We start from the raw sequence: 25009 nt of genomic DNA, 5'->3' as shown, positions 1-25009 counted from the left end.
TAAAACAAATCATTTTCTAATAAAACAAGTTCGAAACTGCGAAGTTTCATTTCTCAAATTTTTTATGACAACAGACGAAAACCGGTATCTTTCGATGCCGGTTTTTCTTTTTCCCCACTACTATTCTACCAAAGCTAAATAGCATAAAGATATGTTTTAGTTGAAAATAGGTGAATGGTATATAAGCAACGCCTACTGTTTATTAGCCAAGCAAATAGAATGTTTCAGATAGCTAAAAACAACTGTCTGCTATAGTTACTTTCATGTCAGATATCTATCAGTTGAATCTTAGATATCTGTCAATTCTGTTTTAGATATCTGTCAATTCTGTTTTAGATATCTGTCAGTTGAATTTTAGATATCTGTCAGTAGCGTTTCAGATATCTGTCAGTTTTTCCCAGCTTTCACTAGACACTTCTTAGTTATATTAGCTGCTTCTGCAGATATTTTCTTATTATGCCTACTGAATAGTTAGACACAAGTGAACAATTCATACTGAAATAATAAGCACTTAGTCTTACTGGACACGCAAGAACTCATAGTTTGTTTATTTGGCAAAACCAGACAAACTACTCTTTTTATTATTTCATATTATAATACTTCAAAGATATTTGTTCAGATGAGAATTATAAAACCTACAACTTATGGAATTGAGATATAGAATACATCAATAAAAAAATTAAAGATATGCACCATTCAGAAAATAAAAAATTATAGAATTATGAACCCGAATCCTACTTACCTATCGTTCTTACTATCGCATTATTTTCATTTTAAAGTAACAAACTGATGCAATAGCCACAAAACCAAAAACTTGTTTGCAAACATATATTATATGAATGATTTTGTTAGTTCGTATATTTTCTGTATTTTTGCATTGTAAATAGAATATCCACTATGTCTGAACAGATAACAAAGACTAATCAAGAGTTTAAAGAAGTTTTAAGCGAATGCAAGGCACTCTTCTACAAGAAGCTACACGATTATGGTGCTTCGTGGAGAATACTGCGTCCGTCATCGCTTACCGATCAACTATTTATAAAAGCGAAACGTATTCGTTCTATAGAGATAACGAACGAGAACCATGTTGGTGAAAGCGTTAGAGGAGAATTTATAGCCCTTATCAATTATGGAATAATTGGCTTGATACAACTAACACACCCATTTGTCGATACAGTGGATATTTCTCCAGACGAAGCAACAAAGCTCTACGAACAATACGAAAAAGCTACTTATGAACTAATGTTAAAGAAGAATCACGACTATGGCGAGGCATGGCGAGATATGCGCGTAAGTAGCTACACCGACTTTATTCTCACAAAAATAGAACGTGTGAAAGAAATAGAGAACATAAAGGGTGCTACTTTGGTGAGCGAAGGTATAGATGCAAACTATATGGATATTATTATTTACGCAGTATTTGGAGCTATAAAACTAAGAGATGAGTAGACTAAAATCAATATTAGTAAACATCTGTAGGCTTTTACTTGCCATCACATTTATTTTCTCTGGATTTGTAAAAGCAATAGACCCGCTCGGTTCACAATATAAGATAGGCGACTATCTTACAGCTTTAGGTATGGCGGGGAAGATACCTGAATGGGTGCAACTAATACTCTCCATATCGCTTTCTGGTGCAGAATTTACGTTGGGAATATTACTTCTATTAGCAATTCGCCGACGTTTGGTAAGCAAATTGGCATTTGTGCTAATGTTAGGAATGACATTAATAACATTGTGGCTCACTATTAGCAACCCTATACAAGACTGTGGTTGTTTTGGCGATGCTATACACCTTACAAATAGCCAGACATTTATAAAGAACTTAGTATTGCTCGTTGCCTCAATAGTCGTTATGCGGTTGCCACTCTATCAGGTACGCTTTATTTCTAAAACCAATCAATGGATAGCAACCTACTTCACAATGATATTCATAGTTATAGTGTCGCTACTAAGTCTTTACCACTTGCCTTTGTTCGATTTTAGACCATATTATATAGGACAGAATATTCTGAAAGGAATGCAAATACCCAAAGGAGCAAAGCAAACAAAATATAAAACAACATTTATTTGCACCAAGAATGGAGTTCAGAAAGAGTTTAACGAAAATAATTATCCTTACAACGATAGCACGTGGGTATTTGTAGATACAAAACAAGAAGTAATAGAGAAAGGATACGAGCCACCTATTCACGACTTCTCCATCACTGACGAAAAGACAGGAGAAGACCTTACAGAAAAGATCTTAAATAAAGACGGATATACCTTCTTGCTTGTATCGCCTATGCTCGAAGTGGCACAAGACAGAAACTTTGGCGATATTGAAGGCATATACGAATATGCAAAAGAAAACGGATATGCTTTCTATGGACTCACAGCAAGTACCGATAAAGGCATAAAACATTGGCGCGATATAACAGGAGCCGAGTATCCTTTTTATGTTACCGATGGCACAACATTGAAAACAATGATAAGAAGCAATCCTGGACTATTATTGCTCTATAAGGGTACTATAATAAACAAGTGGAATCACAACGATATACCAAAGGTTGCAGAACTAAATGCTCCTTTAAACTTGCTTACTATTGGGCACGAACCAGAAAGCAGTACGTGGAAGAAAATACTAACAATGATACTCTGTTACGTGCTCCCACTAATACTACTTATTGTTGCCGACCGTTTCTGGGCATGGACAAAATGGGTACAGAAACGCGAGAAATGGATAAAAGAGAAAGAACAAAGGCTCTTAAAGAACGAACAAAGTAAGAAACTTTATCAACTTTTAAAACGTAAAAGAAATATGAGAAAGAAAATTGTAGCAGGCAATTGGAAGATGAACGAGACCCTGCAAGAAGGTGTTGCATTAGCAAAAGAGATTAATGACGCATTGAAGGCAGACAAACCAAACTGTGATGTTGTAATCTGCACTCCTTTCATTCACTTAGCAAGTATAGCTGATGTATTGGATAAAGAATTAGTAAAGCTGGGTGCTGAAAACTGCGCTGATAAAGAAAAAGGTGCTTACACTGGCGAGGTTTCTGCTGCAATGGTAAAGAGCACAGGTGCAGAATATGTTATACTCGGACACTCTGAGCGTCGCCAATACTATGGCGAAACAGCCGAAATACTGAAAGAGAAAGTAGAATTGGCTCTTGCTAATGGACTAAAGATCATTTTCTGCTGTGGTGAAACATTAGAAGAACGTGAGGCGAACAAACAGAATGAAGTGGTAAAGGCTGAACTCGAAGGATCTGTTTTCCATCTCAGTGCAGAGGCTTGGAAGAATATTATACTTGCATACGAGCCAATTTGGGCTATCGGGACTGGTAAAACTGCAACATCAGACCAGGCAGAAGAGATGCTTGCATACATTCGTTCTATCGTAGCAGAAAAATATGGTAAAGATGCTGCAAGCGAAACAAGTATTCTTTATGGTGGAAGCTGCAAAGCAAGTAATGCACCAGAATTATTTTCTAAGCCTAATATTGATGGTGGCTTGATAGGTGGAGCATCTTTAAAAGCTGCCGATTTTAAAGGCATTATCGATGCTTGGAAAAAGTAAAAACAAATAGATAAAATACCTGAGGGTCGCTAATTGCAAGTATTGGCGATTCTCAGGCACTTTATAGAAATAAAAGAAATGAAGAAAATCCTTGTTATATTGGTCGTTGCATTCCTTAGATGTTTAGCAGTAGGAGCACAAGGTACGGTTACAGTTACCCAGAGCGAGGATATTGATGCTCTGGTAAATGGAAAGAAAAATGCCAAAATAAACAAAAAGAAACAACAGCCACAATCGCAAGGGACAGTGCGAAAGCCTTCTATGCCATCTATTTCTACTCCACGAGTAGAGCCCAGAATAACACCTCCAGATATTTCTTCCTCTCCTAATACAGAAGCTTACCCACGAACGAAACTTGTACGAAAGAAAGTACGTCGTGCATTGGTAGACCCTATTGACGGTACTGCTGTAAAACAAACTGTAACAAAACGAGTATGGAAAGGTATTAAAAAGGTGAGAGGCTTTAGAGTGTTAGCATATTCAGGTGGAAATACAAGAATAGCCAGGCAAGAAGCTGAACGATGGGGACAAAAGGCTAAAGAAATTCTACAGACAGAACCTATATATGTTCATTTCTATTCTCCTCGTTGGATGTGCCAGATAGGAAATTACACAAGCTACGAACAAGCACGAAAGGTGATGAGGCGTTTAAAGAAAGAAGGCTTTACCCAAGCAAACGTTATAAGAACGATGGTTACAATAGAAACGACCAAAGTGATAGGCGATACATACGATATGGATTATTAATCTGCTTCATTCTATATTGCCAAACGGACACTTTAAATCAGGCAACTAACTTCAAGAAATGGTCAGCCAAATTCAGAAATCAGTCGACTATTTTTGTTTTGTTAGACGAGCGAACTACTTTCATCAGACAGTAGAATAAGCCTTAACAAACAAATGAATAGGTTTCACCTATAGAACTAGTTCGTCTTAGATGATTGAACAAACATTATTATAAGATAATTTTATACGATTTACCCAGAACTAACAATGAAATCAAACATTGAATTTCGAGAAGGTCTTGATGAACTCGCAGGACATTACCGACACGTATTGCAGCTTTTAGGAGAGAATCCAGACAGAGAAGGACTCGAAAAGACGCCAATGCGTGTAGCTAAAGCAATGCAAGTACTGACACGCGGTTACACACAAGATCCACAAAAGGTGCTCACCGATGCACTGTTTGCAGAAGAATACAACCAAATGGTGATTGTAAAAGATATTGATTTCTTCTCTATGTGCGAACACCACATGTTGCCTTTCTATGGCAAAGCACACGTCGCATACATTCCCAATGGATACATTACAGGCTTAAGCAAGGTGGCACGCGTAGTAGATATATTCAGCCATCGCCTACAAGTACAGGAAAGATTAACCCAACAAATAAAGGATTGCATACAAGACACATTGCACCCACTAGGTACAATGGTTGTGATAGAAGCAAAACATATGTGTATGCAGATGCGTGGTGTAGAGAAACAAAACTCCATAACAACTACTAGTGCATTTAGCGGAGCATTCAATCAAGCAAAAACACGCGAAGAGTTTATGAACCTTGTACACTCCGACAAGATGCGTATATAAATAGACCATTGATAAGAAAGAAATTGTTGAATCAATAAGAATAGAACAAAACGTAATAATATGAAGTTTATTTCATGGAATGTAAACGGTCTTCGGGCTTGTGTAACAAAAGGATTTAAAGAAAGTTTCGTGGAATTGAATGCTGACTTCTTTTGTCTGCAAGAAACGAAAATGCAAGAGGGGCAACTCGATATAACTTTCGATGGTTACGAATCATATTGGAATTATGCTGATAAGAAAGGCTATTCGGGTACAGCTATCTTCACAAAGCACAAGCCCATAAATGTGCACTATGGTCTGGATATAGACGAACACGATCACGAAGGCAGGGTTATTACGCTAGAAATGGAGACTTTCTTTCTTGTAACGTGCTATACACCTAACTCGCAAGATGGGCTAAAACGATTAGACTATAGAATGAAATGGGAAGACGATTTCCAAGCATACATAAAACAATTGGACAAGAAAAAACCAGTAGTAATATGTGGCGACTTGAATGTTGCACACGAGGAAATAGATTTAAAGAATCCAAAGACGAATAGGAAAAACGCTGGTTTTACTGATGAGGAACGAGCTAAGATGACTCAATTTCTTAATAATGGTTTTATAGATAGCTTCCGGACGCTTTATCCAGAGCAGATAACTTATTCGTGGTGGTCGTATAGATTCAAAGCAAGAGAAAAGAATGCTGGTTGGCGTATTGATTATTTCTTACTATCAAACCGCCTACGCAATCAACTCATAGATGCCAAAATACACACAGAAGTGTATGGTAGCGACCATTGTCCTGTAGAAGTTGAACTGAATTTATAGCATTGTGCGCGAGCCAATCAAAATATTACTGCTATTAGTTATTGCATTAGCCATTGTTTTGGGCTACGCATTTGTGCCAAAAGAAATAGCTTTTGGCACATTCTCACTAAAAAAAATTAGTCTTACACAACTGTGTCTATCGCCTCATAACGATACAACTGCGAAACCACACCCAACGAAACCAAAACTATTTAGGCATCATCAAACTTTTTTATTCATAGGCGATTCGATGGTTGAAGGGCTTTCTCGACGGCTCGGCGATTACGCTGAAGAAAATGGACACAAACTTTACACTGTTATATGGTATGCCTCTACCACAGAGAAGTGGGCAAAATCGCAAACAATAGAGCACTTTATAAACGAATATAAACCCTCTTACATTTTGCTTTGCTTAGGAAGCAATGAACTTTTTGTAAACGATTTAGATGCAAGAGAAGCGTATATAAAAACCATTTTAAATAAGCTGGGCAACTTTCCTTACGTTTGGATTGGTCCGGCTAGCTGGAATGGAGATACTGGAATTATTGATTTAATAAAGAAACATGCCCAACAGGGTTGTTTTTTTGATAGCAGAGGTTTGAAACTTAAGCGTGGTCCCGACCATTATCACCCCACGTGGCAAGCTGCAGCTCTATGGTTAAATAAGGTTGCTACATTTATGAATAGCCCTAAAGTTGCCTATCCGGTAGCCCTAAACATTCCTCGCCAACACCATAAGGCTACTCATACTAAAGTTTTGCAACCTTCTTTCAACGGATATTAATAAGAAACTATGATAAGTTTTAAACAAACAATACACGAATTAAGTTCCTTTCTGACGACTCCCAACTCAGATTGGTCGTTCTGTACATTGTCGTTTTTGGTAGTCTTTATCATATTCTTTGCAGGCTATCTTTATATAAACAAATATCAAAAGGCATGGCAAAAGGCATACGTTGTATTATTCGGACTGATGTTTGCTTATAAGGCAAACGGCACTTTAATGGTTCTGCTGCCTACCACTACACTGCTTTCGTGGTTTCTTACTAAAAAGATGATGCGGCTACGGCGTGGAAAACCTCGCAAAATAGGTTTCTCCATTGTTATATTAATAGAACTGATGCCACTACTCTACTATAAATATTCTAATCTCACACTCGATGTTCTGAACCATTTGTTGCGAAGTAATTTTGCGCCTTTGCAACTATTATTGCCCATTGGTATATCGTTTTACACCTTTCAAGCAATTAGTTATACGATAGATGTATACAAAGAACACTTCACCAAGAAAACAAATTTGTTGGACTATTGTTTTTATCTAACTTTCTTTCCACTACTAATAGCAGGTCCCATTACACGTGCACACATACTAATTCCACAGATAAACACTCCACAACTTACAAATAAACAACTCATAAATACAGGGTTATGGCTCATTATCTGTGGTATGTTAAAAAAGGCTCTGGTAGCCGACTACTTGGCGCAATATAACAATTGGATTTTTGCAGACCCACTGGCTTATACAGGTTTTGAGAATTTAATGGGAGTTTTAGGCTTCACACTACAGATTTATTGTGATTTCTCGGGATATAGCGATATGGCTATTGGCATTGCAGCACTAATGGGTTTCCAACTACCCAACAATTTTAACTCGCCATACCAAAGTTTAAACCTCACCGAATTTTGGCATCGTTGGCACATAACACTTTCACAATGGTTTCGCGACTATATTTATATTCCACTGGGTGGAAACAGAAAAGGTGAACTAAATACTTATAGAAACACCATTATTACTATGACTATTGCAGGTTTGTGGCATGGAGCATCGGGAATGTTTGCTTTGTGGGGAAGCCTACACGGCATTGGTTTAACGGTCCATAAGTTTGCGTGCAACAGAGGTTTTAATAAAATTCCCAACACCATATATGTAAAGATTTTCTGTTGGACAATAACTTTCACCTATATATCTGTTGCGTGGATATTCTTCCGTTCACACGACATTCATACAGCTCTTAATATTATTGGTAAGATAACAACCGACTTACACCTGATAGACATTCAGAACTTTATAAATGCCCGCTTACTATGGATAATGCTATTAGCTGTAAGTTTAGAGCTACACTCTATTCGACAGAGCGATTATAAGTGGCTTCAACAAAAGTTTATTGCACTACCATGGATTGCCAAATTAGTAATCTTCCTATTTGTTTTGCAGCTTGTTATAAACCTAAGTCAGAACAATATTCAACCCTTTATTTATACCCAGTTTTAAGGCTGGGCAGAAATAAACTAAAGATATTTAAACAATGTCTATGGGTACTTTTAATTCAAATAAATAGCTCGGATATTTTAGAAAAAACAGCCATACGACAGCTACTCTTTTTTCAGATATCTATCACGATTGTCTCAGATATCTATCACGATCGTCTCAGATATCTATCAGTTACAAATTAGATATCAAAAAAAATGGCAACCTTTATAAGGCTATGTTATAATAGCAAAAAGGTGATTATTTAGATGAGAATTACGAAATCCTTTATTCTGTAATGTTCTGATTCCAGAATAGACATAGACTTTATCTGCCACTTTATAGTACAGAGAAAGTCTATGCTAAGTAAGAACAGAAAGTTAAAATACTTACCTCTTTAACCAATCATTTAGAGCGTAATGCTTACCATTACTTATTAAACCCAAATTTAGTAATTAGAGGTTCGCAATAAAACTAAATCCATCTATCTTTAACTGATTACTATTAAATAAATTCTTGTTGTTTTAACGCATCTAATAAATTTTTCGACATCACTTCGTTATCGCTTTTCTTGTATCGTATATCGGTAAATATTTGCGCCAACGTCTCAGTATGGTTTATTTCTACAAAGTGTTTATTTTCTTTCAACGATTCTTTCACCTTATAATATAAGTCTATACTTTCAGCTGTATAATCCGTGTAAGTTTCTTCGTGCAGAATACTTTCAATGGGTAATCTGTCTGGTTGTTCAGGCATTTCATCAGGCCAGCCAATTGTAAGCGTAGCCACAGGCATAACTAACTTTGGAAGTTTAAGCAATTCTATAATCGCCTTTGAATTATATATGGTTGTTCCAAGAAAGCACGTCCCAAGTCCTTCTGCTTCTGCTAAATTTGTGAATGTCTGGCAATAAAGTAAGGCATCTGTAGCCGCATTCATAAACGAAAGAAAATTGTTGTAACCAGGAGTTCCCTTTCTATTCTCTGCCCAAATAGTGGTTCTACGGAAGTCGGCACAAAATGTTAATACCACAGCTGCGTTTTCTACCATTGGCTGATTAAAATGTGCAGGCGCTAATTTGTGTTTCATTTCACTGTTACGTGTTACAACAACCGAGTAAAGTTGCAAATTCCCCATAGTTGGAGTTCGTTCAGCCTTACTCAAAAGTTCCTTTAAAAGAGCATTAGAAACCTCTCTGTTATTGTATTTTCTAATGCTTCTACGATTGAATATATTGTTCATTTTAGAAAATTTTAGGCTACAAAGTTAAACAAAAGTTTTCTGTTTTGGAAAACAATTAGTAACTTCGCAACCGCATTTTTTACTAGACAAATTAATGAAAGAGAACAAAACATACTCATTTGACGAAGCATTTGAGGCCTCGCTGAGGTATTTTGACGGTGATGAATTAGCCGCAAGAGTTTGGGTAAACAAGTATGCTATGAAGGATAGCTTTGGCAATATATACGAAAAATCGCCAGAAGATATGCATTGGCGCATTGCCAACGAAATAGCTCGCATAGAAAAGAAGTACAAAAACCCTATTAGTAAAGAAGAAATCTTCCATCTGTTAGATCATTTCCGCTATATAATACCAGCAGGAAGTCCAATGACAGGAATAGGAAACAACTACCAAATAGCCTCACTCTCAAACTGTTTTGTGATAGGACTTGATGGCGATGCCGACTCTTATGGTGCAATCTTGCGTATAGACGAAGAGCAAGTTCAATTAATGAAACGCCGTGGAGGAGTAGGACACGACCTCAGTCACGTGCGCCCAAAAGGTTCACCTGTAAACAATTCAGCCCTTACCTCAACAGGCTTAGTACCATTTATGGAGCGATACTCTAATAGTACACGCGAAGTAGCACAAGATGGTCGCCGTGGTGCATTAATGCTTTCCGTAAGTATTAAGCACCCCGATACTGAAGCTTTTGTAGATGCAAAGATGGAAGAAGGTAAAGTTACAGGCGCAAACGTATCAGTAAAAATTACCGATGGCTTTATGGAAGCAGCCGTAAACGATACTCCTTTTGAACAACAATTCCCTATTGATGCAGAAAAACCAAGCTTCAAAAAAGAAATTTCTGCCAAAAAGTTGTGGGATAAAATAGTACACAACGCATGGAAGAGTGCTGAGCCTGGTGTTCTTTTTTGGGATACAATTATTAGAGAGAGTATTCCAGATTGCTATGCCGACTTAGGTTTCCGTACAGTTTCTACCAATCCCTGTGGCGAAATTCCATTGTGTCCATACGATAGCTGTCGCTTGCTATCTATCAATCTTTACGCTTACGTAAAGAATCCATTTACAAAAGACGCAACCTTCGATTTCGATTTATTCAAGAAACACGCTGCTTTGGCACAACGCTTAATGGACGACATTGTAGATTTAGAGATGGAGAAGATAGATCATATAATGGAAAAAATTAAGCATGACCCACAAAGCGACGAAGTGAAACTAGCCGAATACCACCTTTGGGAAAAGATAAAAGAAAAGAGTGGAAAAGGACGCCGTACAGGAGTAGGAATAACAGCCGAAGGTGATATGATAGCTGCTATGGGCTTACGCTACGGAACAGAAGAAGCAACTAAATTTGCTGTAGACGTGCATAAAACACTGGCACTGTCTGCTTATCGTTCATCGGTTACAATGGCACAAGAACGTGGCGCCTTTACTATCTTTGATGCAAAACGAGAAGAAAAGAATCCATTTGTGTTACGCATAAAAGAGGCAGATTCACAACTCTATGCCGATATGCAGAAATATGGTCGTCGTAACATTGCCTGCTTAACAATTGCGCCTACAGGAACAACTTCACTTATGACACAAACTACTTCGGGTATCGAACCAGTATTTTTGCCAGTTTACACACGTCGTAGAAAAGTTAATCCGAACGATACAGATGTACACGTTGATTATGTAGACGAGGTTGGCGATTCATTTGAAGAATACATTGTTTATCACAAGAAATTTTTAGAATGGATGAAGATAAACGGATTCGATACAACAAAGAAATATACACAAGCAGAGATAAACGACCTTGTAAAACAGTCGCCTTACTATAAAGCTACCGCTAACGATGTAGATTGGCTTATGAAGGTTCGGATGCAAGGAGCTATTCAGAAATGGGTAGACCACTCTATCTCTGTAACAGTAAATCTACCAAACAATGTAGATGAAGCATTGGTAAACAAACTTTACGTAGAGGCCTGGCGCTCTGGTTGCAAGGGCTGCACCATTTATCGCGACGGTTCTCGTTCAGGCGTTATGATTTCTGTTTCGAAGAAAGATAAGAAAAAGAAAAACGAAAAAGAAAAAGAAACAAACGAAGACCATGATTTGAATTCATCAGAAGAGAAGCACGAACATACTTGTACCCCACCGCAAGTAATAGAAGAACGTCCCAAAGTGTTAGATTGCGATGTAGTTAGATTCCAGAACAATAAAGAAAAATGGGTTGCATTCGTAGGACTTCTTGATGGTTATCCCTACGAAATATTCACTGGATTACAAGACGACGATGAAGGTATTGTATTGCCCAAAAGTGTAACTAAGGGTAAAGTTATAAAACAAACCAATGCCGATGGTACACACCGTTATGACTTCCAGTTTGAGAATAAACGGGGATATAAAACAACCGTTGAAGGACTTTCTGAGAAATTTAATCCAGAATACTGGAACTATGCAAAACTCATCTCTGGAGTATTGCGTTATCGTATGCCAATAGACCATGTCATTCATCTCGTAGGGTCGCTACAGTTGAAAGATGAAAGTATTAATACATGGAAGAATGGTGTGGAACGTGCTCTAAAGAAATATGTAACCGATGGTACAACAGCTTCAGGACAAACGTGCCCTGTGTGCGGACAAGAGACATTAGTTTATCAAGAAGGCTGTCTTATATGTACTAATTGCGGAGCTTCTCGCTGCGGATAAACAAATAGTTTTGTCAAATAATGAAATTAGAAACAAGCTATATATATATAAAAGGTGTAAGGTTTCATGCCTACATCGGTGTAAGCGAATTGGAACGAAAGGTTGGCAACGATTATGTTGCCGACCTTCGTTTGTGTTATCATATAGGCAAAGCAATGCTAACAGACAATGTAAACGACACCATAAGTTATGCCGATGTTTACGATATTGTAAAAACAGTAATGCAACAACCTGCAAAATTGTTAGAACATACTGCATATCGGATAGCAGAAGCTATAATAAAAGTTTTCCCCGATATAGAATCAATAGACCTTAACCTAACAAAGATAAATCCACCAATGGGAGCTGATTGCAGCGGAGCAGGTGTAGAATTACATTTAATAAATGAAAAAACCAAGTGTTAGCCTAATCTATTCAAATGAAAATGCTTAACTTTGCGTGCAATTATACAAAGTATGAATAGACGAACTACCTTTTTCCTCATAATTTTCTTTTTGTTTGCACTCATAAAAATAAGTGCAAAAGATAAATTCACACTTGTTATTGATGCTGGTCATGGTGGAAAAGACGTGGGAGCATTAGGTGCCTTTTCAAACGAAAAGGATATTAATTTAAACGTAGCATTAGCCTTTGGGCGTTTGGTTGAGGATAATCTTCCAGATGTTAAGGTTATTTACACACGCAAAACTGATGTATTTATTCCACTGAAAGGTAGAGCAGAAATAGCCAATAAAGCGAAAGCCGATTTGTTTATTTCTGTACATACCAATTCTGTTCCACCCACAAAAACACCCCCACAGGGCTTTCAAGTTTATACTTTAGGTATGCACCGTGCAAAGGACAACTTAGATGTGGCTATGCGAGAGAATAGTGTTATTTCACTGGAGAAAGGATACGAAAAGACTTACGAGGGTTTCGATCCAAAGTCATCAGAGAGCTATATTATGTTTGAAATTCTTCAATCGGGAAATATGGAGAAGAGTGTCGAACTAGCTCGACTCATTCAACGTTCTGTTTGTTCTAAAGCCAATCGAAACGATAAAGGAGTGCATCAAGCAGGATTTCTTGTATTGCGCGAAACTTCAATGCCAAGCTGCCTTATAGAGTTAGGATTCATTACGTCAGAAGAAGAAGAACAGTTCCTTAACTCACAACGCGGAATAGACCTTATGGCACATGGCATTTACGAGGCATTTGTAGAATATAAGAACAGATATGACGGGAAAGTTACCATTCCCTATCGTCCGTCTACCAAAAACCAATTACCTATAGAGAACATTTTAGGTAGATTATCGGAGAATACAAGTAAATCGTCGGAGAATGTAGAAGTACCTAAAAAAATAAATGTTGTAAGGAATAAACAACAGACAGTAAACCCCATAGCAAAAGCTACACATACAAAAGACAAGAAACAACCTGTTGTAGAAAAACCAACAACAGATGTCCCCATATTTAAAATACAAATATTTGCCATAAACAGGCAACTTACCCCAGACAGCCAATTGTTTAAAGGACACAAAAACGTATCGTCAGAAATTGAGGGAGATTTGTACAAATATATGATTGGTAATAGTGCAGACTACAACGAGATTTTACGATTAAAAGAGAAACTAAAGCAGGACTTTCCACAAGCATTTATAGTTGCATTCAAAAAAGGCAAACGAATGAACACTGGAGAAGCTATTAAAGAATTTGTTAAGACTAAGAAGAAATGAATATGAAAAAATTATTATCGCCCGAAGTAAGAATAGCATTGGTGGCAATTGTTGGCATCGTAATACTTTATTTTGGTATGAATTTCCTTAAAGGAATTAATTTATACTCAGCTGATATGGAGTATAATATGCAATTCGATAAGGTTGATGGACTTACGCCTACCACACCAATCTATGCTAATGGATTTAAAGTGGGAACAGTAAAAGATATTGTTTACAACTATAAAGACCCATCTAAACCTATTAACGTATTTGTTACAATAAGTAAGGATATGCAAATTCCTGTTGGCTCTACTGCTGAAATTGTAAGCGATATTATGGGTAATGTAAAGGTAAACCTTATTCTTAGTAATGCAAAACAATATTTAAAGCAAGATGGCATTATAGCAGGAAATGTTAACGACGGTGTATTTGGAAAAATGAAAGAAGCTATTCCTGATGTTCAACGAATGATACCAAAAATAGATAGCATACTTTCGAATATCGTAACATTAACTTCTGACCCAGCCTTAACAAGCACATTACACAACGCAAATAAAATTAGTAGCGACTTAACAATATCAAGCAAACAGTTAAATATATTGTTGGCACAACTTAATAGTTCACTTCCATCTATGACAAGAAAAGCTAACGGGCTGCTTAATAATACAAATGGTGTAATGGTAGAAGCTAAACATGGCATTGCCGATGCGCGTTCAACTGTTAAAGGTGCACACGTATTAATGACATCGTTAAACGATAAGGTTAATGCGTTAGATGTTCAAACTACTGTTGCCAAACTAAATATGGCACTCGACGAAGTAAACAAACTTACGGCAACACTGAATAGTAACCGGGGCTCAATGGGTTTGCTAATGAACGATCCTGCACTTTACAACAACTTAAACAGCACATTGCGCAGTGTTGATAGTTTGGTTGTAAACCTTAAAGCACACCCAAAACGATACGTACATTTCTCTATATTCGGACGAAAAGACAAATAAACACTCTTTTATAAAACATACAATTGTACTGAATGGAAGAACTTTAAATACAGTTCTTCCATTCTTTTTGTTTATCCTCCCGCAATTCAAACTAAAAACTATACTTTAATTCAAACCCAAATCTGCCATTATACGGTAACTCCATTGTTATAGTTCATACTATTGACCTTGTGCCTGCTTTCGTCTTCTTACCATCCATCTTGTTCCACTTTATAACACTACTCAGACGGTGTATGTTATAAAGTAAAACTATCTAATCTACAATAGAATCGGAGGCACAGTAAATAATAGATTGGAATATTATAACCAATGGCTACTGTCTACTCGCCCATAAAACAAAACATATCAAATGCCATATAAAAGTTAGTCAAATACAGTTCTTTCATTTTAGATATCTATCGCACTCGTCTTAGATATCTATCACGTTCGTTTTAGATATCTATCAGTTGCAAATTAGATATCACAAAAAACTACAACCTTTGTCACTTTATATTATAACACTTAAAAGAGATTTAACCAGATGACTATTATTAACTTTTTTATTCTATAATATTCTGATTTACACACTATTATAAGTATCTAATTAACAATACATTGTATATAGCCTCAACATACAGTAGAACTCACTTACCTTAGGTGTTACAAATAGAAGTTATTAAAGCAAGCAGAAAAAAGAAACGAAGAGGAAATATACAAAAGAACGTTCACTTTTCCACGCAAAGCATTATCTTTACTGTCGAAATAGTGAGCGTTCTTTACCTATAACAATACTATGAATTTTCAAACATACCACTCATTTCTAAATCATTCCTATATATTATAATCTTCATTCAACTTTAAGTGTTGTGCTTTAAGCACTTAGTTCGAAATCATATCTTTTTATTGGAAACGATGTTATATTGAGTAATAAACTTTAAGAGTAATGAATACATCTATTGTTATAACTAGCCAATATTACAAAACTACATTTGTATGTTGAAACCTGCAGTAATCCAAGTCCCTGGTTGTGGCACATTTCCATAGTCTACGTATGTCTTATTCAGCAAGTTGTTTGCAGCAACAAATGCTGTCCATTTATTTGCATTCCACGATAGACGTGCATCGAGTATGCCATACGTTGCATATTTATGGTGCTGATTGGCGGTATCAATGTAATTTCCCATACGGTGAAGCAACCGATAGTTCAGACCTAAGTCAAGGTTTCGCCATAAATTCAGTTGCAAATCAGCCACCATTTTGTTTTTCACATATTCTAAAACATATTTACTTGTAACGCCATTATGTTCCTCTTCATTTTGGTTAAGATAGCAATAGGCTATACCAAATTGTTTAAAGAAACGTTGTGATGGCATCAACATATAGAAGTCGAAACGTAACGAAGATTCTAAACCAACAACGTTGATAAGACCAAAGTTTACACTTTTCCAAAGCACTGCACCATTAGCATCAAGTGTTCCATCAGAAATCCAGTCGATACGATTTTTCTGCCGATTATAGAAAAGACTCGTTTTTCCACTAATTCCGCTCCAACTATACTTTACACCAGTTTCGAGAGCCGAAAGCTCTTCTGGTTTTAGGTGTTTATCGGCTTTATGTCCTCCCACCGAATAGAACAATTCGGTAAACGACGGCATACGCAACGAAGAATTGTACGAGGCATAAACTTTCCATGCATTTCCTATTCTATAACTTGCATCTATACCAGGATAGATGCGCATATTCATATCGGCCTGACTATTCTTCACAGCAACAATACCTGCCGATAGCGTAAAGCGTGAAAGAAGAATATTGTGTTCCAATACGAATTGCAGATTGGTACGGTTAATTCCATGCGTATAGTCGAGATTAGTTCCATGGATATGATGGTTTCGTTCGAGCTTTTCGCCAAGGTTTGTACTCACAAGCTCCTCTTGCCTCAGCTCAGCAGCAAAAGCAGTTCGTCCCAAACGCCAATCGAAATAAGCATTAAGATTTACACCATACACATCGGTTCTGTGGTAGTTATACGCATACTTTTGTGGTGCTCCACGGAATAGTTCGAATCTATCCATACTACGATTCCAATAGATAGACGGACGAATGTGAAATAGTCCTTGTTTGTTCTCAGCCTGCAAGGCAGTAAAAGTTTTAAACGTGTGTTCAAACTGGTCGTCATATTTTGCCGCATAAAACGTGTTAGCACCAAAGTCTTTAACGCTCATTCCAGCATGCCAGTTTACTGCAATCTGGTCGTCGTTATAATTACCTTGATAAAAAGCCTTACTCGTCTTGTAGTCTGCGTTCAGTTTTCCAGCCTTATTTCGTAGATATCCATCGCTTCGAGTATACGATGCAGAAAGCTGATTGTTCCAATGCCCTTGTGCAATGTTTGCACGTGTACCAGCCGAAAGATAGCCATAAGAACCACCTTCTATACGTGCTGAGAGAGAAGAAGATTGGGGAGTTTTTGTTACAATGTTTATAGCACCCAATAAAGACGATGTACCATAAACGCGTCCTGCCGGACCTTCGAGAACTTCTATACGTTCAATTTCATTTAAATCAACAGGAAAATCAAACGCATTATGTCCTGTTTGTGCGTCGCAGATATTAATGCCATTCAGCAAAATAGTAATCTGCTCAGAGTTTCCACCACGTATGCTCACATCGGTAAGTGCTCCTAAAGCTCCCTTCTGTCGCACATCTACCCCTACAGCATACTTTAAAAGGTCGTTTACACTTTGTACTGGCGCAGCTTTAATATCTTCACGACTCAGTACAGTTACCATTCTCGCTTGCTGACTAACAGTCAGTGGCGCCCGTGTACCAGTTACATTTACTTCGTCTAACAGCACTTGCTTATTGGTTACTGTAGAATCGCCACTTACTTTCAAGGCATCATTACTTGTGTTATGTGCCGTTGCATGTTGAAGAGTAGCAACACTCAGTACACCAATTATCACTTCTTTACCTAAAACAGCAAAGAGAGAATAGCCGCGATTAGAAAAGTGAGTAAACTTCACTACACTACGCTTGTTAAAAATTGGTTTGTACATATAATTAATAGATTTGTTAATATCGGTACAATAAACCTTAGTATAAAGCAAACCATACCGAAATTAGGCTGCAAAAGTACATAATATTTTACAGAAAGGAATGCAACTTTAGCAAAAACTGTCCTTTTACTTCGTTTCTTTCCACTGAAAAAGAAAATAAATGATGAGATTGGCTAATAGTCTTTCATAATTTACTACTTTTGCACTCTATATATTTCTAACAACCGTTTTTAGCAACAGCGTTAGACATATATAAGCAGAAAATTAACAACAAGCTAAGTAAATAACCGTACAATGAAAACATTGATAGATCGCATTCTTAAAGATGGGAAATGCTATGAGGGGGGTATTTTAAAGGTAGACAAATTTATTAATCATCAGTTAGACCCTAACCTGATGAAGCAAATTGCTGTGGAACTTATTCGGCGCTATGCTTCCACAGAAATAAATAAGATTATAACTGTTGAAGCAAGTGGCATTGCACCAGCCATTATGATGGGGTTCTTGCTCGATTTGCCAGTCGTTTTTGCCAAAAAGAAAAAGCCTTCTACAATGGCTGATATGCTTTCGGCTACTGTATTCTCGTTTACAAAGCAGCGCGAATACCATGTTTGTATATCAAAAGAATATCTTACACCTTCAGATAAGGTTCTTTTTGTAGACGACTTCTTAGCATACGGCAATGCTGCAAAAGGAATAATAAACTTGTGTAGTCAGGCTGGGGCTGAACTTGTAGGTATGGGATTTATCATTGAAAAGGCATTCCAAAATGGTCGTGAGATTATAGAAGCAGCAGGAATACGTTGCGAAAGCTTGGCTATTATCGACTCATTAGACAACTGTGAAATAAAGATTAGACAACAATAAAAACCTATGGAACAAAAAAAAGAACTTATTTATGGGCTGAACGACCGACCGCCTTTGCGCGAAACAATCTTTGCTGCAGTACAGCATCTGTTAGCAATTTTCGTAGCTATCATTACTCCACCACTCATTATCAGCTCTGAGTTACAATTCGATTTAGAAACAACAGGATATCTTATATCTATGTCGTTGTTTGTTTCGGGCATTGCAACCTTCATTCAATGTAAACGTTTTGGTTTTCTTGGTGCAGGTTTGCTGTGCATTCAAGGAACTTCTTTCTCGTTCATCAGTCCCATTATCGGAGCTGGTATGCTCGGAATGGTAAACGGGAAGATGAATGTCGAGATGGGACTAAGCTATATATTCGGAGCTTGTATGGTGGCGTCAGTTGTAGAAATGCTGGTCAGCCGCGTGCTGCCCTATATGCGCAAGATAATAACTCCCCTAGTTTCGGGGATTGTTGTTACACTTATTGGTTTATGCTTAATAAAAGCGGGCATAAACTCGTGTGGCGGTGGAAATGCTGCAATGGCTACACATACATTTGGCTCTATACAAAATCTTGGATTAGCATTACTTGTGCTAGTCAGCATCGTTATATTCAATAGATCAAGCAATCCGTTCTTACGAATGGCATCTATCGTTTTGGGACTAATATTAGGTTCTACTGTTGCTTACTTCTTAGGCTTAATAGACTTTTCACGGTTAGGCGATACGGGTACACTAAACATTCCTGAACCTTTCAAGTATGGTTTGCATTTCGACACCGGATCCATCATCGGATTGGGACTGATATATTTGGTAACAGCAGTTGAGGCTTACGGAGATATTACTGCCAATTCGCTGATTTCAGGAGAACCAGTTGAAGGACCAGTATTCATGAAACGTGCGCAAGGAGGCATCTTGGCAGACGGTTTCAATTCGCTTCTTGCAGCAGTTTTCAATAGTTTTCCAAACTCTATCTTCGCACAGAACAACGGAATGATACAGCTTACGGGTGTTGCCAGTCGCTATGTGGGCTACTTTGTAGCAGGTGCTTTGCTTATTTTAGGGCTATTTCCAGTGGTAGGACAAATATTTTCACTCATTCCAGACTGCGTTCTCGGCGGTGCAACATTGCTTATGTTTGGAACTGTTGCAGCTGCTGGCATTCGTATTATTGCATCAACCTCCATCAATCGCAAGGCAGTTTTGGTTATGGCTATAAGTTTTGCTATGGGATTAAGCGTAGAACTTGTGCCAAACATATTAGACCAAATGCCCCCAATAATAAAAAACATTTTCTCTAGCGGTATAACAATGGGGGGACTAACTGCTATCTTAGCAAATGCCCTTATACGAATTAAAGAATAAAACATTAAGGGGGGAGAGTTTTTCAGCTTTGCCCCTTTTTCTGCTTTTTTATTCCTATCTTTGCAAAAATATATTCAATTAATAAAACGTAAACTATGGCGAACGAAGGAAAGAAACGTAAGTTTATAAGTTCTCTTACATTTAAACTGCTCGTAATGATACTAATTTTATTTGGTTTCGGACTGTTTTACAACTTTGTGATTGCCGAAGATGATGTAGTTTCTGAACAAGAACAGCAAGAAGAGCAACAACGGAATGCTGTGCTTGATACTGTAGATGTTGTGGGCGACTACCTATGGCCAAACCGAAAAAGTAGGAAGAGAGACCTAACAACAAACGAAGAAAACGTAAAAAGTAATAGCGAAACAAAGAAAAATAATGAAGAAACTATCATAAACACACAACGGAAAGCAGAAAAAGAGAATCAAGAAAATGTTACGCCTTCTGCCCCTCTACCAGTTCCTGCTAACGACCCTACACAAACTGTACCTACAAAAACAGTGTCAAAACCTGCAACTACACCAACTATAGAGAAAGTTTCATCGCCAAAAGTAGAGAAGATTGAACAATAATTTTGCTTTGTCTGAGACACTTTGTGGTATTCGCAAAAGAAATCAATAGATAGTTTACAGTAAAGAGCATAAACCGTCTCAGTATATCATAACATTTTTTAAGCTCACTAGAAACATTAACTTAACAATTACACTTATGAAACGTATCGTATTATTTACATTCACAATGCTATTATGCATATTCTGTTATGCCCAGTCAGAACATCTAAAATTTTCTGGCATTCCTATAGATGGAACTATCAACCAGTTTCAAGCAAAAATAGTACAGAAAGGATATGTGTATAATAAACTATATAGTGAAGCTATATCAAACGGAGTAAGATGTTTTGATGGAACTTTCGTTGGGAATAAGGTAGGATTGTATGTTTATTATGATGAACAAATAAAGAAAGTCTATCGTGTAAAGGCTGTTATTAATAATATTTCAGAAGAATTGGCAGACCAAAAATATCAGATGATACAGCAATTGTTGCAAAGGAAATATGAAGATTGCTATTTCCAGGAAGACAAGAAAGAAAACAAACCTAGTCTTACTATTTACGCTTCACGAGACCTCTGCAAAACTCTTAGTTTAGAAATTTGCTTATATCATTATTTTTTCGTACCTTTATAGTATGAAACAGCAACTCTCCTCTCTCAGTTTTGCCGACCTATTAGTCGGTCAGCGTAAGGTCAAGCAGACCTTCTTTTCTCAGATAGACAATATTATCGATTGGAATCCAATCCGTGGTATTATTGAAATTGCCTACACCAAAGGTAACAAGGCAACTGGTCGTCCGAGCTATGATAGTCTTGTGCTTTTTAAAATCGAACTTCTCCGTACTTGGTATGGTCTTAGTGATGGTGAGGTTGAGGAGCAGGTAAACGATCGTTTGTCTTTCAGCCGCTTTGTAGGACTGGGTTTGGAAGATGTTGCTCCTGATAGTACGACTGTATGTCGTTTCCGTAACATTCTTGTAGAGGCAGACCTTTATGATATGGTACTGAATGAGATTAACCGTCAGTTGGAGCAACAAGGTGTTATTGTCAAACGTGGGGGCTATCGTCGATGCCAGCATTACCGATAGTCCTCGTCGTCCACGTGGTCGTAAGGAGTATGAGATAATTGAGGACAGAGATGAAGAAACGGGTAAATTAAAATCCGAGAAAGCTATGCTCAAGGAGAAACTCAAGCCCAATGTGGATGGAGAGGCACGCTGGATCAAGAAAATGGGAAGGCTCCACTTTGGATACAAACGGCATTCAGTTACAGATGAAAATGGATTGGTTCTTGCAGAGGAGACTACCGCAGCTAATGAGAGCGACATCAAGCATTTGGAAACGCCCCTGAAAAAAGCAAATCTTCCGAAAAAGACTCTCGTATATGCTGATAAGGGTTATGACTCGGCAGAAAACAAGGAGACACTTGCTCGAATGAAACTAAAATGTCGCATTATGCACAAAGGAACAAGGACGCATAAGATTACAGAAAGAGAGAAACGCATCAATGTGGCTATCAGTAAAATTAGGTACAGGGTGGAACGCACTTTTGGTTCCATACACAGATGGTTTAGGGGAGGTACGGCAAGATATGTAGGACTTGCCAAAACACATGCACAGCATATTATGGAGGCTGTTGCCTACAACTTATATCGAACGCCAGGGATAATTGTGTCCAATGCTCTCAAATAAAAGAAAATTGGACACAAATATAGATGATAATAATCGTTTTACGGCATCAATTATAACAATAAACACGTTGGAATATGCTTCTAAACACAACTAAATGGGAATTTCTCTATAAATGAAGGTTTTGCAGAGTCTCAATATAATTTCAAAACGGCAACAAATAAAGAGAAGAAAGACTCCTTCTTTAACAATATTCACATAAAGGTTTTGTTTTCTTAAACTATGTTTAAGTTCGTTGGCGTTTATACCGCATGGTGCAGTACAAGCCTTTTGTAGGGGGTGTGTCAAAACTAAGAATTCAGAAAAGCTTCCTTTCATATCAACAGTTTCACTCCCTCATAAATATTAAAGTAACCGTTATCATTGAGTTATTAACTCTTTGGTAACGGTTTTTCTTTACAAAATGATAGCTGTCTTTAGCTGAAAACGAGTTTTGACACACCCTCTACAAAAGCTTTGTACTGCCACTACCAGCAACTGGTAGCGACAGTACAAACAAGCCGTAGCGTAACTTAAGATGCCACACCACCTATAGCATCTCTTGCATAGGAACGAAATAAAAAGTAAAGGAAAGAGAACGTCTCACAAAGATTAGCCTAATCTATTATCCCCTCTAAAAGTTTTTCAAGTTGATCATTCTCATGTTGTGTGAAATGGCCTTGCCGTATGTCGTTAACTCTAAGTTGTAAACAATCAAAAAATGTATGAAAGCTGAAATCATCAAATTTTGTTTTGTATCTTTTTATGGATAGTTCTAAATATTGAAATATATCATTATACATCTTGGCTGACAACTCTTTATCTTTCAAACTAGAATAGTCTTCTAAAGAAAAAATAGGATCAATTATTAAACATCCTTCTTTCTTCATAAATCTACAATAAGATTTCATCTCATTCTCAGCAATTCTATTCTTTCGGAAAACTCGTAAATATAATTTAATTTTTCTTCCTTTGCGCTTGTCATAACCTATTTGTTTGACAAGCGTTTCCTGCCAATATAAGTCATTCAAGTTATCGACAATATTATCAAGAACTTTTCCTATACGCAAATCTGTAGAATGTGCACCAGAGGAATCTAACTCATAAGTTGAAAATAAAAATACGCTCATACTTTTTGCTTAGTGATAATGTTTATTGCCAGCAGGCAGGTGGCCATGCTCTTCGTTATACTTTTTTAATAAGCTGTTTTCCAGTTGACGATCAGCTTTTTTTGTTCCTCCCTGTGATATTGGTTTCATCTTAACACCTGCAGGAATAATGTTTCCATCGGCATCAAAGGCAACAGCTGTGGCCTTTGATCTATTAATCCTTGCTTCGTCAAGACGCACTTGAGAATATCTGGTCTTAGGGTGTTGAGTTTCTCCTATTTTGTAAACATCACCTTTATTCAGTTTTGTATATGCAATAGGATCTTTTGTTCCATATTCGTAGACAGGATACCATCCATCATGAGTCGCAACTAACGCATACACATCTAGCCCTAAGAGATCTAATTGGGAATTAGGTGATTTAACATGTGAATACAAAGTAGGATTCTCGCCTACCAACCCAATCGGGTCTTGGCTGATATAACTCCCCGAATTCGGATCGTAGTAGCGGAAACGATTGTAATACAAACCTGTCTCCGCATCCTCATACTGCCCTTGGTACTTGAATGGAATGATTGCAGACGGGCGTTTCCTTTGCCGCCCGTAGATGTCCAGTTCCTGTTCCCAAACCTTGTCGCCCTTTTTATCGTAAGCTTGCAGGGGTGTGCCGAGATAGTCGGACACGATGGAGAAACAATCGCCGTTGGCAACAAGCTTGGCGGCAGGCACGAACGTGTCTTGGTCTCTTCCATCTATTCGTGCTGCGAACGCTACTGCAGGGAAGTCGTTATAGTTATAGTCTTCTATAACCATCTTCCAATATCTAAACTGTTATAAAAAAAATCCAATTGTGCCTTCATCATTTTTGTATCCCCTAGAATATTTTCTAACGCCTTACCATATTTTTGTACGTCGTCAGCATTACCAATATAATTCGTTAAAACACGAATACCGTTTACATAGACTTCCTCCTTGTCTTGATTTGAAAGCATAGAATCATTCGAAACAGATGCTATAACTTTTATGATATCATCTTTCAGCTTATCATATTTTGTTAAGCAAAGTTTAGCTTCTTCTATGGTGTTACAAGGAGTACTATCTAAAGTAGATAAAGATTTCTTTATTTTACATAGTTGTTTTATATAATCCATAATATAATTTAATGATGTTTCTTTACAACAGTATATGCTTCTTTTGGTATTTCCCCATCAATAAGGACCTCAGCATCCTTTGTCGCATATCCAAAAGCTTTTCCTTGTAAGGGTTTTCCTGTCTGTGGATCAATCCCATTAGAAATATCTATAATTTTCTTTGGTTCAATTTTATCTGTATTGATAGCAATAATGGTGGATTTGTTGGATTTTGCATAGAACTCTTCACGTTATGAATTGCCATCAGAAGAAGAACCTATATGGAAAGAATGCTTTGGTAGAATAGATATTTTCATAAGTAAAAATGAAACTATGTATAACTATCCATATATCTATAATGTCCATATTGACTATTGGGATCAAATAAACACAGATAAACATGAAAATAAATTATTAGACGAACTATAGTTCTTTCCATAATACTAATAACATTGTCAATGTTCCTGAACAT

20 protein-coding genes and 1 pseudogene are annotated in these 25009 nt (G+C 37.2%); 16 read left to right on the top strand and 5 right to left on the bottom strand.

What is annotated here, in order from left to right; genetic code table 11:
• Positions 1 to 897: 897 nt before the first annotated feature.
• The 7 genes from DX009_RS03700 to DX009_RS03670 all read left to right on the top strand — a co-directional run bounded on the left by DX009_RS03700 (position 898) and on the right by DX009_RS03670 (position 8213).
• Positions 898 to 1449 carry a DUF1599 domain-containing protein gene (locus DX009_RS03700; RefSeq protein ID WP_115083052.1) on the top strand — a complete coding sequence of 184 codons (552 nt, stop codon included), beginning with the start codon at positions 898 to 900 and terminating at the stop codon, positions 1447 to 1449.
• Positions 1442 to 3562, top strand: coding sequence for a BT_3928 family protein (locus DX009_RS03695; protein ID WP_115083051.1), 2121 nt, complete (start codon positions 1442 to 1444; stop codon positions 3560 to 3562). The genes DX009_RS03700 and DX009_RS03695 overlap by 8 nt, the downstream gene beginning before the upstream one ends.
• Before the next feature lie 78 nt (positions 3563 to 3640).
• Entirely contained in the window at positions 3641 to 4309 is a 669-nt protein-coding gene (locus tag DX009_RS03690; protein WP_115083050.1) for an SPOR domain-containing protein, read from the top strand.
• Between the two features lie 246 nt (positions 4310 to 4555).
• The gene (folE, locus tag DX009_RS03685; protein WP_006045301.1) at positions 4556 to 5149 is read left to right on the top strand and encodes a GTP cyclohydrolase I FolE; all 594 of its coding nucleotides are present in this window, start codon (positions 4556 to 4558) and stop codon (positions 5147 to 5149) included.
• A 60-nt stretch (positions 5150 to 5209) separates the two neighbouring features.
• Positions 5210 to 5962, top strand: a complete 753-nt coding sequence (locus DX009_RS03680) for an exodeoxyribonuclease III (RefSeq protein ID WP_006045302.1) — start codon at positions 5210 to 5212, stop codon at positions 5960 to 5962.
• Positions 5963 to 5966: 4 nt separating this feature from the next.
• A complete protein-coding gene (locus DX009_RS03675) occupies positions 5967 to 6725 on the top strand; it encodes an SGNH/GDSL hydrolase family protein (protein ID WP_115083049.1) in 759 nt (252 codons plus the stop codon).
• Positions 6726 to 6734: 9 nt separating this feature from the next.
• Positions 6735 to 8213 carry an MBOAT family O-acyltransferase gene (locus DX009_RS03670; RefSeq protein WP_115083048.1) on the top strand — a complete coding sequence of 493 codons (1479 nt, stop codon included), beginning with the start codon at positions 6735 to 6737 and terminating at the stop codon, positions 8211 to 8213.
• A gap of 480 nt (positions 8214 to 8693) precedes the next feature.
• Here the strand turns inward: DX009_RS03670 and DX009_RS03665 are convergent, their stop codons facing one another.
• Complete coding sequence (locus DX009_RS03665; RefSeq protein WP_006045305.1) at positions 8694 to 9431, bottom strand: nitroreductase family protein; 738 nt, start codon at positions 9429 to 9431, stop codon at positions 8694 to 8696.
• Between the two features lie 94 nt (positions 9432 to 9525).
• Here DX009_RS03665 and DX009_RS03660 point away from each other — a divergent pair, with 94 nt between their 5' ends.
• From DX009_RS03660 to DX009_RS03645, 4 genes are read left to right on the top strand one after another with little or no spacing between them, the layout of a single operon-like run.
• On the top strand, positions 9526 to 12129 hold the full coding sequence (locus tag DX009_RS03660; protein ID WP_115083047.1) for an adenosylcobalamin-dependent ribonucleoside-diphosphate reductase: 2604 nt from the start codon (positions 9526 to 9528) through the stop codon (positions 12127 to 12129).
• Positions 12130 to 12149: 20 nt separating this feature from the next.
• On the top strand, positions 12150 to 12533 hold the full coding sequence (gene folB, locus DX009_RS03655; protein ID WP_115083046.1) for a dihydroneopterin aldolase: 384 nt from the start codon (positions 12150 to 12152) through the stop codon (positions 12531 to 12533).
• Between the two features lie 51 nt (positions 12534 to 12584).
• The gene (locus DX009_RS03650) at positions 12585 to 13844 is read left to right on the top strand and encodes an N-acetylmuramoyl-L-alanine amidase family protein (protein ID WP_115083045.1); all 1260 of its coding nucleotides are present in this window, start codon (positions 12585 to 12587) and stop codon (positions 13842 to 13844) included.
• Complete coding sequence (locus DX009_RS03645; RefSeq protein ID WP_006045310.1) at positions 13841 to 14827, top strand: MlaD family protein; 987 nt, start codon at positions 13841 to 13843, stop codon at positions 14825 to 14827. The genes DX009_RS03650 and DX009_RS03645 overlap by 4 nt, the downstream gene beginning before the upstream one ends.
• 962 nt (positions 14828 to 15789) lie before the next feature.
• Here the strand turns inward: DX009_RS03645 and DX009_RS03640 are convergent.
• Complete coding sequence (locus DX009_RS03640) at positions 15790 to 17862, bottom strand: TonB-dependent receptor (protein WP_115083044.1); 2073 nt, start codon at positions 17860 to 17862, stop codon at positions 15790 to 15792.
• Positions 17863 to 18156: 294 nt separating this feature from the next.
• On the opposite strand from DX009_RS03640, the gene xpt reads away from it, so the two are divergent.
• The 5 genes and pseudogenes from xpt (at position 18157) to DX009_RS03615 (ending at position 22322) form a co-directional block, all read left to right on the top strand.
• Entirely contained in the window at positions 18157 to 18729 is a 573-nt protein-coding gene (gene xpt, locus DX009_RS03635) for a xanthine phosphoribosyltransferase (RefSeq protein ID WP_115083043.1), read from the top strand.
• A 6-nt stretch (positions 18730 to 18735) separates the two neighbouring features.
• Positions 18736 to 20079, top strand: a complete 1344-nt coding sequence (locus DX009_RS03630) for a nucleobase:cation symporter-2 family protein (RefSeq protein ID WP_006045314.1) — start codon at positions 18736 to 18738, stop codon at positions 20077 to 20079.
• A gap of 95 nt (positions 20080 to 20174) precedes the next feature.
• Positions 20175 to 20651, top strand: coding sequence for a hypothetical protein (locus DX009_RS03625; RefSeq protein ID WP_115083042.1), 477 nt, complete (start codon positions 20175 to 20177; stop codon positions 20649 to 20651).
• Between the two features lie 136 nt (positions 20652 to 20787).
• Positions 20788 to 21264: a hypothetical protein gene (locus DX009_RS03620; RefSeq protein ID WP_147278665.1), complete on the top strand. Its 477-nt coding sequence runs from the start codon at positions 20788 to 20790 to the stop codon at positions 21262 to 21264.
• Position 21265: 1 nt separating this feature from the next.
• Positions 21266 to 22322 (top strand): annotated as a pseudogene (locus DX009_RS03615) (IS5 family transposase).
• A gap of 593 nt (positions 22323 to 22915) precedes the next feature.
• On the opposite strand, the gene DX009_RS03610 reads toward DX009_RS03615, so the two are convergent.
• The 3 genes from DX009_RS03610 to DX009_RS03600 are packed head-to-tail and all read right to left on the bottom strand — an operon-like array spanning position 22916 to position 24558.
• Positions 22916 to 23428, bottom strand: coding sequence for a HicA family toxin-antitoxin system (locus DX009_RS03610; protein WP_115083040.1), 513 nt, complete (start codon positions 23426 to 23428; stop codon positions 22916 to 22918).
• Between the two features lie 9 nt (positions 23429 to 23437).
• On the bottom strand, positions 23438 to 24220 hold the full coding sequence (locus DX009_RS03605; RefSeq protein ID WP_245944575.1) for an RHS repeat domain-containing protein: 783 nt from the start codon (positions 24218 to 24220) through the stop codon (positions 23438 to 23440).
• On the bottom strand, positions 24211 to 24558 hold the full coding sequence (locus DX009_RS03600; RefSeq protein WP_006046532.1) for a hypothetical protein: 348 nt from the start codon (positions 24556 to 24558) through the stop codon (positions 24211 to 24213). The genes DX009_RS03605 and DX009_RS03600 overlap by 10 nt, the downstream gene beginning before the upstream one ends.
• Positions 24559 to 25009: the final 451 nt, after the last annotated feature.

It is taken from the genome of Prevotella pallens, from assembly GCF_900454935.1.
GTDB classification, from domain to species: Bacteria; Bacteroidota; Bacteroidia; order Bacteroidales; family Bacteroidaceae; genus Prevotella; species Prevotella pallens.
Note: the sequence above shows the minus strand (reverse complement) of the source record. Positions and strands in the feature narration are given on the sequence as shown.